General features: G+C 36.1%; 14 protein-coding genes. 5 read left to right on the forward strand and 9 right to left on the reverse strand.

The window, feature by feature from the left end:
• Positions 1 to 9: 9 nt before the first annotated feature.
• A complete protein-coding gene (gene katE / locus ABLB96_RS13555) occupies positions 10 to 2,154 on the reverse strand; it encodes a catalase HPII (protein WP_348898364.1) in 2,145 nt (714 codons plus the stop codon).
• 53 nt (positions 2,155 to 2,207) lie between these two features.
• On the reverse strand, positions 2,208 to 3,617 hold the full coding sequence (locus ABLB96_RS13560) for an iron-containing redox enzyme family protein (protein ID WP_348898365.1): 1,410 nt from the start codon (positions 3,615 to 3,617) through the stop codon (positions 2,208 to 2,210).
• A 315-nt stretch (positions 3,618 to 3,932) separates the two neighbouring features.
• Here ABLB96_RS13560 and ABLB96_RS13565 point away from each other — a divergent pair, with 315 nt between their 5' ends.
• The 3 genes from ABLB96_RS13565 (at position 3,933) to surA1 (ending at position 5,309) form a co-directional block, all read left to right on the forward strand.
• Positions 3,933 to 4,427, forward strand: coding sequence for a CinA family protein (locus tag ABLB96_RS13565; RefSeq protein WP_348898366.1), 495 nt, complete (start codon positions 3,933 to 3,935; stop codon positions 4,425 to 4,427).
• Between the two features lie 268 nt (positions 4,428 to 4,695).
• On the forward strand, positions 4,696 to 4,887 hold the full coding sequence (locus tag ABLB96_RS13570; protein WP_348898367.1) for a hypothetical protein: 192 nt from the start codon (positions 4,696 to 4,698) through the stop codon (positions 4,885 to 4,887).
• Between the two features lie 104 nt (positions 4,888 to 4,991).
• Entirely contained in the window at positions 4,992 to 5,309 is a 318-nt protein-coding gene (gene surA1 / locus ABLB96_RS13575; RefSeq protein ID WP_348898368.1) for a surface antigen protein 1, read from the forward strand.
• A 241-nt stretch (positions 5,310 to 5,550) separates the two neighbouring features.
• Here the strand turns inward: surA1 and ABLB96_RS13580 are convergent, their stop codons facing one another.
• Together ABLB96_RS13580 and ABLB96_RS13585 are read right to left on the reverse strand one after the other, a co-directional pair.
• Positions 5,551 to 5,979, reverse strand: a complete 429-nt coding sequence (locus ABLB96_RS13580) for a hypothetical protein (protein ID WP_348898369.1) — start codon at positions 5,977 to 5,979, stop codon at positions 5,551 to 5,553.
• Positions 5,980 to 6,248: 269 nt separating this feature from the next.
• The gene (locus ABLB96_RS13585; protein WP_348898370.1) at positions 6,249 to 6,392 is read right to left on the reverse strand and encodes a hypothetical protein; all 144 of its coding nucleotides are present in this window, start codon (positions 6,390 to 6,392) and stop codon (positions 6,249 to 6,251) included.
• A 970-nt stretch (positions 6,393 to 7,362) separates the two neighbouring features.
• Here ABLB96_RS13585 and ABLB96_RS13590 point away from each other — a divergent pair.
• A complete protein-coding gene (locus ABLB96_RS13590) occupies positions 7,363 to 7,650 on the forward strand; it encodes a hypothetical protein (RefSeq protein ID WP_348898371.1) in 288 nt (95 codons plus the stop codon).
• Here ABLB96_RS13590 and ABLB96_RS13595 read toward each other — a convergent pair.
• The gene (locus ABLB96_RS13595; protein WP_348898372.1) at positions 7,633 to 8,556 is read right to left on the reverse strand and encodes a LysR family transcriptional regulator; all 924 of its coding nucleotides are present in this window, start codon (positions 8,554 to 8,556) and stop codon (positions 7,633 to 7,635) included. The genes ABLB96_RS13590 and ABLB96_RS13595 overlap by 18 nt on opposite strands.
• A gap of 111 nt (positions 8,557 to 8,667) precedes the next feature.
• Between ABLB96_RS13595 and ABLB96_RS13600 the strand changes: the two genes are divergently transcribed.
• Positions 8,668 to 9,906, forward strand: coding sequence for an SGNH/GDSL hydrolase family protein (locus tag ABLB96_RS13600; protein WP_348898373.1), 1,239 nt, complete (start codon positions 8,668 to 8,670; stop codon positions 9,904 to 9,906).
• 45 nt (positions 9,907 to 9,951) lie between these two features.
• On the opposite strand, the gene ABLB96_RS13605 is transcribed toward ABLB96_RS13600, so the two are convergent.
• From ABLB96_RS13605 to ABLB96_RS13620, 4 genes are all read right to left on the reverse strand, one after another.
• Complete coding sequence (locus ABLB96_RS13605; protein ID WP_348898382.1) at positions 9,952 to 11,235, reverse strand: DcaP family trimeric outer membrane transporter; 1,284 nt, start codon at positions 11,233 to 11,235, stop codon at positions 9,952 to 9,954.
• 240 nt (positions 11,236 to 11,475) lie between these two features.
• Positions 11,476 to 12,147 carry a class I SAM-dependent methyltransferase gene (locus ABLB96_RS13610; RefSeq protein ID WP_348898374.1) on the reverse strand — a complete coding sequence of 224 codons (672 nt, stop codon included), beginning with the start codon at positions 12,145 to 12,147 and terminating at the stop codon, positions 11,476 to 11,478.
• Between the two features lie 70 nt (positions 12,148 to 12,217).
• Positions 12,218 to 13,912: an AMP-binding protein gene (locus ABLB96_RS13615; protein WP_348898375.1), complete on the reverse strand. Its 1,695-nt coding sequence runs from the start codon at positions 13,910 to 13,912 to the stop codon at positions 12,218 to 12,220.
• A gap of 110 nt (positions 13,913 to 14,022) precedes the next feature.
• Complete coding sequence (locus tag ABLB96_RS13620) at positions 14,023 to 14,640, reverse strand: TetR/AcrR family transcriptional regulator (RefSeq protein WP_348898376.1); 618 nt, start codon at positions 14,638 to 14,640, stop codon at positions 14,023 to 14,025.
• Between the last annotated feature and the right edge of the window lie 98 nt (positions 14,641 to 14,738).

Here is a 14,738-nt window from a genome sequence, read left to right on the forward strand (position 1 = left end):
TTAAGTCACTTAAGCTGGAACATGTACAGCTATTTGTTCTCGTGACCAAACACGATGAGCTTTAATCAAGTTTTTAAATTTTTCTGCAACATGCTGGAACTCATCTTCTATGAGAGTCCCTTCATCGGCGACTAAACCGAGTGGTTCAAGCAAATCAGATTTATTGCCTAAAAACACAATTGGTTTTAAGTGCTTATAAGCTTCTAATACATAATGGCGAGCTACCCCATCTTGCATTACTGCCTTTAAATTATCTCCATCTGGAACAATTACTGCATCATAAGCAATTGAAGGTTCGGCCATTTGCATGCCATCAGCCACAATAATATTATCTTTATGATCTTTTACGGGAGCCAAACTCGGTGCAAGTAAATGGACAACAGCACCTTCTTTAATTGCCCAATTTTTAATGGCTTCAAGTGTATCTGACTTCACAAAATTATGAATAAGCACTGCAACCTTTCTACCTTGAATATCTTCAGGTGGGAAAGCCAAGAAAGATAATTTAGCTGATTTTTCAACTGCGGTTTTTTTATAATCAAGCGTTAAATCAGGCACTTCAATTCCTAGGTTCGCTCCCACTTGACGCGCCAAGTCTAGATCGATATTTGCCAAAATTTCTTGTACCTGACGCTCACGAATATGTTTTCTTTGAACTTTACTTAATTCAAAAGTATAAGCATCGACTACATGCTTTTGTTCATGGGGTGCAAGGCTTTTGTAATAGAGTCGAGGTTGTGAGAAATAATCAGAGAATGTCTCACTTCTTTGACGAAGTTTGTGTCCGCTAATTTTTTCAGGATAACTTTCAAAACCACCATTAGATGCCGCTGGCGGTGTTTCTACTGGCCAGTTTCCATCAATCGAATTTGGTTGATATGAAGCCTGCCCTTTATGAATCGTATGCTGATGAATACCATCACGTTGATTATTATGGAATGGGCATACAGGTTTATTAATCGGTATTTGGTGGAAGTTTGGCCCACCTAAACGGCTTAACTGTGTATCTGTATATGAAAATAATCGCGCTTGTAACAGTGGGTCGTTTGTAAAATCGATACCCGGTACTACATGCCCCGGACAGAAAGCCACCTGCTCTGTTTCAGCAAAGAAGTTATCTACATTTCGGTTCAAAACAAATCGGCCAATTGGTGTAACAGGGACTAACTCTTCAGGAATAATTTTTGTTGGGTCAAGTAGGTCGAAGTCAAAGTTCATTTCATCTTCTTCTTCGACAATTTGTACACCAAGTTCCCATTCTGGATAAAAACCTTGTTCAATTGCTTCATAAAGATCACGGCGATGGAAATCTGGGTCTTTACCTGCGAGTTTTTGCGCTTCATCCCATACTAAAGCACTTAAACCTTGTTTTGGTGTCCAGTGAAATTTTACAAAATGAGATTTACCTTCGGCATTAATAAGACGGAAAGTATGAACCCCAAAGCCTTGAATTGAACGTAAATTACGTGGAATAGCACGGTCTGACATTGCCCAAATTACTGCATGAGCTGACTCAGGGACTAAAGAAACAAAGTCCCAGAAAGTATCGTGTGCTGTAGCTCCTGTTGGCATTTCTGTGTCTGGCTCAGGTTTTACAGCATGTACAAAGTCAGGAAATTTAATCCCGTCTTGTACAAAAAAGACAGGTGCATTATTACCGACCAAATCGAAGTTGCCTTCTTGGGTATAAAATTTAATCGCAAAACCGCGAATATCACGAACAGTATCTGCCGAACCACGAGGCCCTTGCACTGTTGAAAAACGTACAAAAATTGGGGTCTGAATGCTTGGGTCGGTTAAGAACCCAGCTTTAGTTAAACGTTCATTTCCTTCATAAGCCTGAAAATAACCATGAGCCCCTACACCACGCGCATGTACGATACGTTCAGGAATACGTTCATGGTCAAAGTGCGTGATTTTTTCTCTTAAGATAAAATCTTCCAATAAAGTCGAGCCACGAATTCCTGCTCTTAAGCTATTTTGGTTATCCGCGATTTTAACACCTTGGTTTGTAGTTAATGCTTCATTAGTTGCATCATCTCTCACTGTGTCTAACTGTTCAGTTTTCTGGGTAGTATTGGCTTTATTTGCTGCATCAGCACCAGCCATTTCGCTTGTTTTATTAGTTAATTTAGTTTTGTCGTTCATGTCCATTACCTGTGTTTTGAAAGTTAAACTTGGGGTTGAAATAAAAAACGTTTATCAAACTAGTTTTTAAACGTACCTAAATAAGGAAAAAGAAGTTCTACGTATTTACGAGTACTCCAAAGACCAATACTTTTATGGTGAGAATCAGGGGCAAGAAACGGGGTAAGTTTGCATATTTTTATTGCAAGATCATGTGATTGCTGTACGCGCTCTTGGAGTGCATCCAACTCACCATCAGAGATATAGCTAAAGAGATAATCTTGAATACGCTGGCTATTCTTTAGTTCTCTGCTGTATGCCAAGAAGTTAGAAGAATGATCACTACCAGCAATCCAGTCATGAATAATTTGACGCTCTAGAGGGTTAAATACCCCAAACATTTTTCCATTTTCTTCATTAATCATCCGCCAGAACACACTTTGTTCAGGGTCGGTATTAAATTTAATCCACTTGTGATTAATGAGATGTGTAACCAAGCCTTTAACGTCTTCTGGGTTTGATAACCATTGATTAATCGTTTTGCATCCAAATTGTCTGGTTTCGTTATGAATCAACTGACCAACCAAAGCTTTTCTTTTAAGAATCTTAAGAACAAAGTCATCAAGGTTTAAATTATTGATAATGTGTGAAGACGAGACGCCACAATCATTAAGAGCAAATCCACGTTTTAACTTAGTGAGAAACTGCTCTTTGTCTCTGTATTTATTGTAAATATCTTCAATAACTTTAATGGCTTTATGCGCATGGCCATTGTCAATGTTATCAATGGTAATGTGCAGGTTAAAGTATTTAGAATCGATTCCTAATTCAGCAAGCTCATAATTAGAAATCAGAAGATGCAGCGGCAGCTGTTCATATCCTAAATTAAAACCAACAATTTCAGGGATAAATTCAGGCGGTGCATAACCCAATGCAAGTTGCACCACTGCTTGATAATAATATTCGTCTTCTAGAAGTAGATCGAAACTATCGAGGCCTAAACTTCGTAAAAGATCATCATAAATGCAGACATGATTGGCTTTTGGTTCACCTAATCCAAGCTCTTCCAAATAGGTAATGATCAACTCATGGAACATAGGATCATTCCAATAGTGTACAGAGCTATACAACCACGCTCCATCTACTTTCTTAGTTGGAGAAACCTTAATAAGAAATTCAAATGCCTGAGCAACATTATTAAAATATTCTCTGTCATGCCCTGCCTGTCTACGATTTAAATAAGACTGAAATTCCTCACAATTTTTTTTATTATCATTATCAAACCATGCTTTAATGGAATTAATATCTGAAGGAAAATTAACTTCCTTCATATCTATTTTCTCAATTTCTTTAGTTAAAAAGTCTCTTGCCTTTTCTTCTTTTTCAAAACTCGAAACATCCGGATCAAGAAAAAAAACAAACAGTTCATAATAATTTTGTTGATTATCTTGTAATAAGTCTAATAATCGTTCTTTCACTACAACAGGCATTTTCATTCTCCGTTTGTGAGATATCAATTACCATACGTCACATAGACTATAATCAAATTTTAAGTTTGTTATCGTACGTTATAAAAAAAGAACACCAAAACAATAAATCAAAAAAATTCAATTAGATACAAATTAACGCAAAATTACATTTAAACTTTTAGAATAACTTAAATCGCTGTTTTTATATAAAATTTGCAAAAATTAATCTATCTTTACATTTGATATCTATAAAAATTATAACTATTAAAAAATTAACAAAACAACCGATTAAATGGTTTTATAACATTTTAAAAACAATTGAAAAAGGAATTAAAAATGTTTAATACATGCTGCAAATTATTAGCCAAGGAAAAAATTAAAATTGCATTTTTTGAAAGTGCATCTGCTGGCTATCTTGCTTACCGTTTCTCCTTAAGCCCCCATTCTGGAGATATCCTTATAGGTAGTCTGGTAAGTTATGACCTGAGTGTAAAGGAAAAGACCTTACATATTTCCAAGGAACTTATTGAAAAATATACTGCAGAATCAATGGAAGTCACTATAGAAATGATTAATAAAGGAAAAAAACTTTTACATGCTGACCTCTATGTGGCATGTACTGGCCTCTTAAAAAAAGGAGGGTCTGAAACTGAAGAAAAACCCGTCGGAACATTTTTTTATTCAATAAATTACAAAAATAACTTTTATAATTTTAGGCGTGTTTTAAAGGGGCCAGCTTTTTTAAAACTCCGAAAACTTCTCTATTACATTACTCAAGATATAAAAATCATTATTTCTGATGAAGCATTTGTTAATCTACATAAAAATTAACAAATATACATTTAGACATATTCATTATTTTTCTTACCGCTTCTGTACCTAAATGTAATTTCTTAAACATTCATATTAATAATGTTTAAAATGAAAATTTGCGTACATTATAAAATCAATAAGTTATTTAAAGTTTATTTATTTTAAGTTTACAGTTAAATATAGGGTAACACCCCTACGCTTCAAATTTAAAATAAGCATGTTTTAATAAACCTATCTGAAGTTCTCAGATAAAACACATCATCATAATTGATATGAGGTAATTAAAATGAGCACTACTAATAATCAATCAAATCAACGTAATAATCCGCAGCAGCAACAACAGCAAAATGACTCTCGTAACAATCAACAGCAGCAAAACAATCAGCAGCAGCAACAAAATGACAATCGCGGCCAACAACAAGGCTCTAACCAAAAAGATTCTGGCCAACAAAACTCAAATAACAACCAACAACGTTAATCGTTTGTAGTTGTTATTTGAAGCGGTCATTTATTTAGGAAGGTGCAGTCACCTTCCTAAATCCAATATAAGCATAAAATTCAATAAAATATGAGGGAATTCTGATGACAGATCAAAATACAGATCATGCTCAATTAGTAGCTGGCGATCATAACTATTCTGATTCTCGCTGGCGTGAAAGCTATCTGACTCGACCTTATTATCAAGAAGCGCAATTAACTACCCCAGATCTAGATTATGATCGTGATTTTTCTGCCGCTTATGAACTTGGTCATCGAGCTCGTTCTGAATCTAAAGAAGGAACTCTGTTTGAAGATATGGAAGATAGCTTGCAGCAAAAATGGGAACACCTAAAAGCCGAGTCTCGTCTAAAATGGGAACATGCTAAACAAGCTATTAAGGATGCTTGGGACGATATGTAATATCCTGAAGGGTCCAAAGTTATGAGCCTATTTCCTATTGGCCCTGGGAAATAGGCTTTTTATTATTCTAAAATTATGTTTATTTAAAAATAGAGATGTATATTAAATTCAGAATTATTAATACATGTTTTATCTATAAAATACACAAACACATGCAACTTTCCTGAATATCAATAGTAATGATTGCTCTTGTTAAAACAAAAGTCTGACTCAAATTATCAGGTCAGATCCTTACTAAAAATTAATTTTGATTTTTTTTAAAATACTCAATTATTTCCTCACCATTATTCACATTTTTTTTCGGCGAAGAATAAGTTTCCTCATAAGCGTAGGCGGGTAAAGTAATTTTAGTTCTAATAGGCAGCAACTTCTCTTGCCCACCTGTGGTAATTCGTTCAATAAAACCAGCAAGCCAAAGTATAAATTCCTGAGAATTCTTACTTTTAGGAATAAGACTTAAATCCAATTTAATTTTAGACTCTTGTAAAGGTTTAATGAGCAGCTCAGCGAAATCAATATAATTATATAAAAGCTTTAGATTTGTCCCCTTAATCTCACCTCTGAGTTCGATCATCAAGTTGTTAAGATCTTCCATTGGTTCATCGGTAAACCCTTTTTTTTCTTTAACATTTTGATATATTTTCTCAGCTATTTTTAAATATTGGGGCATGTCCTTACCTTTTATATTTTGTTATTCCTAAAGTGAATTCTGGATGAATATAAGTAAACTATTGTGCTTGTTTTATTAATTTTTTGAAACGCCCCATTAGATTTGCAACAATTCGATAACACTAAAATTTTCAAATTACATAAACTCTCAACTCACTGATTAATATTATATTTTAAAATATTACGTTGTTTATTAATTCTATTTTTTAGATAAAATAGCGATAAAAAAAGCCCACTTAAATAGTGAGCTCTTTTCATAAAAACTAATTTTTATGAGTTTTTATTCATATCATGTGATGTGGTCGGATCACTTGCTTCATGCATTCCATCATGTTTTGAATTTCGGTCTTGGCATGCACTCATACCCATAGCAATTGCCAATACCATACTTACTGCACAAAAGATTCTTACCATTTAAATCACCTTTATAAATATTAAAATGTAGGTTTATGAATAACATTAACTTGTGTTGGCCTACCGCAGTGGTTCTCTTAACTTTTGTAGATTATGCAAGCTTTTGTAAAAACCTAAAATTTTGATTAATAAAATTATATTTCTTGCAATTGATATTTTAGTTATTTTTTGGCATGCGATGTTTAAATGAGCAGATTCATTATATAAAAATAGAATTACTAAAAAGTTTAATCATTCAACGTAGCTAATTAGTGGCATTTAAATACTCTACAAATAAACAATTAATAAATAATTGATATATAAGATTAAAAAGCAATACCACTACTAAAATAAAAATTAATTATATCGATATAATATTTTTTAATTTTCCTATTTTCTAAATAAAAACAGTGAAATATTTATAACAAGTTATATAAACCAATCTTTTATTTTTGCAATTGACCCACCCTAATGCTCAGCTTATGATGCTCGCGCTGACAAATTTTGTCAGTCGGTTTTAGCAGACCGTCTACCTAAGAGCACTAAAAACAAGTTTTTTGGTGTGTAGCCCCTCGTGCCTTTGATGGAGGAACGGGAGTGGGACACCTTCGGGTGTGCTGGTTTCTTAGGTATCAGTCTGCTAACCCTCTTTCGTTTCACCACCATAATGATTAGCAATGAGTGGGCGTAACTTCTTTTAATCAAGGAGTCACTCATGACGATTACTTTATATTCTTTATGCTTTTTTACTGATTCAATCTCTATTCGACATCTTTTATTTATTCCCTCTTTTTTTAGAGATCTGCTCGATCATCTTTTAAAAAGAAATAGTGTCTATAGCACTTAATCAATTGTCCATTTAATCCATTTGCGTATTTGCCCACTTAGGCAAATTGGGGTCAGAAGTTTTATCTATTCAAAAAGCGCATAAAGATTAGAGTACCTATCTATATCACTGAACGATAACAACAACTTTTGAAGAGTAACAATAATGTTTTATCTCTATCGTTTTGTTTTGGTGAGCATTCTTACAATAATTTTTTTAAATTTAATGGGGTGTCGACCAATGAGTAAAAATGAATTTAATACACGATGCGTTTGGTCGGGACATCATCTGTCAGAGTGTAATTGTATCTACAACTCTTTAGAACAGCACTATTCACCACAATTTGTAGAAAGCTTACCAAAAGTAAGCTTACAAAACATAGATGCGAAAATGAATTTTGTGGAAACGATGAATACGACAATTCAACAGTGCCAATTAAGCGCCAGACAATAATGAATTTATGGTGGCATGCTCCACCAAAAAGTCTAAAAATGCCCGTACACGACGAGGGACATATTTATCATGGCCAATCCAGACTGCATGAAATTCTTCAGATACATTGATATTCCAGTCTTCAAGAATTTTGACGAGTTGTTTTTGTTGAACTGCTCTTTGAATCTGAAATTCATTGAGCTGTGCAATTCCTGCACCTGTCAATGCTAACTGTAAGATCGCTTCACCTTGGTTTACTTTTAAAACTCTAGAGGGTGTTAAGTTAATTTCCTGATCTGCTTTTTTAAATAGCCAAGTTTTATTCTGACGTTGATAACTTACATCTAAAAGCTGATGCTGCTGTAGTTCATGCGGATGTTGGGGGCAGCCATATCGAGCAATATATTCAGATGAACACACATAGTGCTTTGTTGTACTACCTAATGAACGAGCCACCAAATTTGAACTTTTTAAAGGGCCGGTTCGAATAGCGACATCAATTCTTTGCTCAACCAAATTAATAACTTCATCACTTAAGTGAGCTTCAAGTTCAATTTGAGGATAGCGCTCATTAAATAAAGTAATACAAGGCAATAAAAAGTAAGTCCAATAGGAAAAGCTAGTATGTATTCTAATTCGCCCTTGCGGGATGTGATTTGAAGTAACGGATTGCTCAAGCTCATCTAGATCATTCAATATTTGAAGACCTTGCTCATAAAACTGGCATCCCTCACTGGTAAGCTGAAACTGACGTGTTGAACGATTCAGTAATCTAACTCCAAGTCTTTTTTCTAAACGTGAAATTAATTTACTTACCGCGGACGGCGTCATGTCACACGCTCGAGCGACTGCCGAGAAGTTTCCAAGCTCAACCACCCGAATAAAAATTGCCAACTCACCCGATCGATTTATATCAAAATAAGACATAACAAAATTTATTTATGAATTGTATTCACAAATCTTATTCCGCTTAGCCCGCTATAACAAGCCATCAATTTATTTCAAGATAACTTTAATTCGTTTTAAAGAGTTCATGAGATGAAACTTTATCAAGCCACTCTATTTTCTTTTGTTTTATTTACAAGCTTTACACGAGCAGAAGTACCAAATAACCAATGGGTAACGACTTGGTCTGCTAGCCCCCAAAAAGTCTGGAATAAAGACTTCGTTTTTCCAACATTCATTCCAGAGCAAATATCTAATCAGACAATTAGACAGGTGAGCCAAATTAGCTTAGGTGGTGAAGCTATCCGACTTGTTTTTACCAATCAATATGGCGAACAGCCGCTTTATATTGATAAAACAACGATTGGTTTAGCAAACGCAGTAAGCCTGAAATCTAAGAGCGCCTATCCTGTTTATTTTTCTGGTCAGCTTAAAGCAAAAATTTTACCAGGCAAACAACTGGTGAGTGACCCAATCGAGTTAGCTGTCCCTGACCATACTCAATTGGTGGTCAATAGCTTTATTCAAAAGCCTACAACATTTAAAACTTTTCATTGGGATGCAAAACAAACCAGTTGGCTCATTAGTGGCAACCAGACAACAACTTTAAATACGCCAACCGATGCCAAAACCACAACGGCGCGATTATTATTGTCGGCTATAGAAGTAAAACCAAAACAGAAAGCACATGTGGTTGCAGTCATTGGAGACTCGATTACCGATGGTGCAACCGCGACTTTAGATGCTAATAGTAGGTGGACCGACTTTTTAGCTAAACGTTTATCAGCACACCATGTGGCTGTGATTAATAGCGGAATTTCAGGAAATCGCCTACTTACCGAAGGTATGGGCGATAGTGTTATAAAACGTCTAAACAGTGAGGTGTTTCAATATTCAGGTGTTAAAACTTTAATTGTTTTGATTGGTATTAATGATATTTCATGGCCCGGCACGGCTTTCGCTCCTAAACAACAAACACCTTCTTTTGAAGCCTTAACCCAAGGTTATCAACGTGTTGTGAATGAAGCTCATCAACACGGTATTCAGGTCATTGGAGCTACCTTACTTCCGTTTGCAGGTGCTTTACCGAACACCCCTTTAGATAATTACTATCAACCCAATAAAGATCAATTACGTGAGCGCATCAACCAATGGATGAGAACCAGTCATACCTTTGATGGTGTACTTGACCTTGATCAAGGCTTAAAAGATCCTAAGCACCCTAATCGCTTAAATCCAGTTTATGATTCTGGAGATCATCTACACCCCAATGATCGTGGAAATCAACACATGGCAGAATTGGTAAATTTAAATCAAATAATTCACAATTAATGATTAGCCCATCAGGTGAGCATTTCACCTGATGGGAGTATCTATTTAGAAATCATAACTTGCTATCATGTTAAAGCGGTTATCAATGCCGTTTCGGCCATCGAAAGTTTCTCGTTCACCATATACATATTCAACACCTAAAGTAATGGGTTTGTATGGGTTATACATGGTATTTACCCAGCCCTGCCAAAGCTCTTTATTTTGAGTGGTACTATTATGTTGTAATTCGGCAAAACGGTTATCATCTTTGGCTTTCATATAGCCATAAGCTAAAGTCGAGCGAATTTTCGGTGTAAATTGATGAGTTATGCCCAAAGATACCGTATCAAATTCATTGCTATGCATGTTGTTTTGATCATCTATTGCATAGCCACTGTTGCTCCATAACAAGAAACGTCCATCCCCCTTAACATGGTAATAATCGGCTTTAAGTAAAGTATCTGGGGTCATTTGGTATTTACCGCCTAGGCCTACACCCCAAGCCCATTCACTATCATTATTCGTTCTTTTTTCAGCAACAAAACTACGGCCTGAAAGCATCGAACCATTGGCAAATTTATGATTTAAACGTCCGACTAAAGCAGGTAAGCGCATTTTATTATCTGGGTCTGTGGCCGCTGTATATTTCGGGTCTTCAACCGATACTACAAAACTTGTATTTGCCGTTAAATTATCGCTATAGCGAACCATTGGCGATCTAAGTAAAGCACTACCTACAAATGTACCTGCATCAATCGTTTCTGGATAATATTCAGGTGCAATAAATGTCGACCATGTTTGACCAATAAGCCATTTATCAAAAGTTAGATAAGCATGGCGTATACGAAACTGATCACGAGTGGCGGCCCCAAAGAAGTCCATTTCCAATTTTCCGCCCACATCACCAGCAGTTGTTGGTGTTTTAAAATTCAACCCGAAACGCGTAACATAGACTGTACTGTGCAATTGGTCTTTCTGGGCAGTTTCCTCTGGCGTGTGTTCAAGTGGAACCCCGCTAATATTGTTATACATGGTAGATGCACCCTTAATTTGATAAGAAGCATCTGCTCGTATATATCCATATAAGTTAAATTCTGTACCAGACTTAGTTAATACTTGCTGTATAGATTGTGGTGCTTGAGTGACTACAGGAGTTGTCTGCTCTACGCTTGCCTGTGTTAAAGATTTTTGAGTTTGTATATTGGTTTGTAGCATTGCCCGTAGTTCGTTTACTTCTTGGCGAAGTTGTTCTAACTCAGGGTTTACTTGTTCTGCAAAGGCAGAAGACATAAGCAAAGACACAGAAACCGCCAAAGCACTTTTGTAAATCGTTGTATTTAAAACTTTCATCATGAAATTTTCCTTTAGACCTTTAAACCGACTTAAAGATCTCGACATCCTTTTTTGTTATGCATCTATCTGAAATAGATCCTTGAAAATTTGCCTTTCTTTCACAAGAAAGAAGTTCCCTCATATTTTTTAGACCAAACCTCCCTAAAGCAGCACAAGGCTTTTAATTTTTCATTTTTATATTCTCATCCACATTGAGAATATTCGGTTTTAAGTCCTGATTTATATCCCCCAATCGTATTATTTTTTTGCAATAAACCCCTGATAAGTCAAAATTTGCGTATAAGGTTCTACACTTTCAAAGCCAGTTTTTTCCAAAAGTTTTATATATCCCTCAGATGTCAGGCTAAAAAAGTCTTGTGCCATACGCTCTAACATTTTTTGACATTGTTGTTCGGTTAAACCTTGTGCCAAGCATAGATAACGTAAAGCTTGAAGCTGCTTTGGGTTTATACAAGTCATGAGGTCATAAGTAAGCAAAACTGCTTTCTCTTTTAAGCATTCATAAATGTCTTTAAAGAATGTGGGCTTTATCTCATCGGCAACGAAATGCGCCACAAGAATAGAAAGTGCAGCATCGAAACAAGGTTCAACAGGCAGTGCTGAAGTATCACCATGTATGAAGGTGACTTGTGAAGATTTATCTAAAAGTTCAACCTGTTTTTGGGCTTTTTGCAGCATGGTTAAAGAAGGATCAACTGCTGTAAATTTCCAGTCAGGATGTCTTTTAAGTAAATATTCGAGTTCATACCCTGTACCACAGCCCACAATTAAGATATGAGCATTTGGTGGTAGTACCGATTGCAAAATGGCATCCACCTGTAGATGGATGACTTCATAACCCGGAATTAATTTACGAATATGCGCGTCATATCCTTCGACTACCTTTAGGCTAGTAAAGTCTTTTGCCATTTTGTTTTATCCCTTTTTATATTGCTTCCAATTTATAATTTGCCGCATTTTAACGGAGCTTTAGACCTTTTTAATCAAAGACATTTCCCGTTAAATTAAGCTCGGCACGCATAATTTCCTGCAATTTAAACTTTTGAGCTTTGCCTGAAGCAGTCATTGGAAACTCATTAAAGAATCGGACATAACGCGGCACTTTATTATGAGAAATGTGCTCTTTGCAGAATTGGCGAATGCTGTCTTCATCAATTTGATGATGTTCATGCAAAATAATACAAGCACAGAGTTCTTCACCATATCTAGCATCTGGTAAGCCAATGACCTGTACATCACTTACATCTGGATGGGTATATAAGAAGTCTTCAATTTCTTTTGGAAAGAGATTTTCCCCACCACGGATCACGACATCTTTAATACGGCCTTTAATTTTAATAAAACCGTCTTGATCCATTTCGGCAATGTCACCCGTGTGCATCCAGCCAGCCGAATCAATGACTTCTCGGGTCTTTTCTTCTTCGCCCCAATAACCCGCCATCACAGAATAACCACGAACACATAGCTCACCTAACGTGCCTTGCGGAACAATCCGCCCTTCTAAATCGACAATTTTAATTTCAACATGCGGATGAACATGCCCAACTGTGCTTACTCGTTTATCAATTGAATCGTTTACCGAACTTTGTACACTGACTGGCGAGGTTTCAGTCATACCATAACAAATGGTGATTTCGGACATATGCATACGGTCTATAACCCGCTGCATAATTTCACGTGGGCAAGGACTGCCTGCCATAATGCCCGTTCTTAAACTCGATAAGTCAAACTCATTAAACTGTTCATGTTCTAAAGTGGCAATAAACATGGTTGGTACACCATAAGCTGCCGTACAACGTTCTTGATGAATCGCTTTTAAAGTTTCTAAAGGATTAAATACAGCCGATGGATAAACCATGGTTGCCCCATGGGTAATACAGGCTAAATTGCCCATGACCATACCAAAACAATGAAACAACGGTACAGAAATACAAACGCGATCTTGAGGGGTTAAACGAATCCCTTCACCGACAAAATAACCATTATTTAAAATATTATGATGGGTCAACATGGTCCCTTTAGGGTTACCGGTTGTACCTGAGGTAAACTGAATATTAATGGTTTCATCAAACTGAAGTTGCTTCGCTAATTGTTTTAATTGTTCTAGCTGTTCAGACGTTGGTGTAGTGACTAAATCACTAAAGCGATAAATACCCGTATGTTGTTGGTCATCGATTTTAATGACAAATTTTAAATGTGGCAGTTGCGCCGAACTAAGCACTTTATCGGAACTGTTAGTTAACTCAGGGGCAATTTTTGTGAGTAATTCTTGGTAATCAGTCGTTTTGAACTGTGAAGCAATAATCAATCCTTTGCATGAGACTTTATTCAATACATATTCAAGTTCATGGCTTTTATAAGCTGTATTTAGATTGACTAAAATAATCCCTGCTTTAAAAGCTGCGAATTGTGTAACCGTCCATTCCACGCAATTAGGCGACCAGATGGCTAACCGATCTCCTTTTTTCAAGCCCAACTTTAACAGGCTACAAGCAAAAGCATTGACTTCATCCTGTAAAGCTTTATAGGTTAATCGTCTGTTTTGATGAAAACTAACGATTGCTTCCTTTTCTGCATATTGCCGACAGGCCTGATCAAATTGTTCACCAATGGTCATACCCAATAAGGGCTGTGTACTTGGTCCCGAGGCGTAGCTTAACCGTTCTTGTTGCATTGAATCATTCTCCTTGATTCTTTTAATTCTCTTCATACCTGATCTAATTGTTGTTACTGCAACTATTTTTCCAAACGACTTATTTTGTGTTGTTTTAACCTTTATATGCCCTATTTCTTCTGCACAGCATCTACACAAAAGTCAGCAATCTGTTTTGAAAAATAGTCTTTATGCTCATGATCAAACTTTGTATTTTGAGCTGGGTCTAGGGGTTCAACCACTACATAGGTCATGGCACCAACTACACAAAGTGCTGCTGTGTTTAAGTCATCCAAGACAAACTCACCACTTGCATTTCCATCTGCCAGTATTTTTTTAATACTTTGTTTAATCAATTGCTTCACACGAAAACGCTCATGTTCAACCGTTGAATCGACGGGTTCAAACATGAGTGAATATGCAAGCTGAGGACTATTGAGTGCCCGTTTTACAAAGGTTGCCACCGCTTTGTGTAATTTCTGCTTTGCCGATAAGCCACTTTCGGTAATCGAATCAATCACCAAGAGTTCTGTATTAATGGCATCAGACAAAACCTCAATCAACACTTGGCTTTTATTATCGAAGTAGCGATAAACCAGACCACTTGATACGCCCGCTTGCTCTGCAATTGTTTGTATTTGCGCGTCTTTAAACCCTCCCTCTGAAATTATTTTTCTGGCTGAATTCAAAATCGACTTTCGATTTTGCTCCATCCGCTCTTGCATTAAAGATGATCGTTTATAGCTCATAATTTATTCTCTAACAAATAAAATGAATTGTAAATCATTTTATGAATCAGTATTCACTTTTTCAAAAAATCATTGTATGTTACTTATCAAATACCCAC

Source organism: Acinetobacter sp. XH1741, from assembly GCF_041021895.1.
Lineage (GTDB): Bacteria > Pseudomonadota > Gammaproteobacteria > Pseudomonadales > Moraxellaceae > Acinetobacter.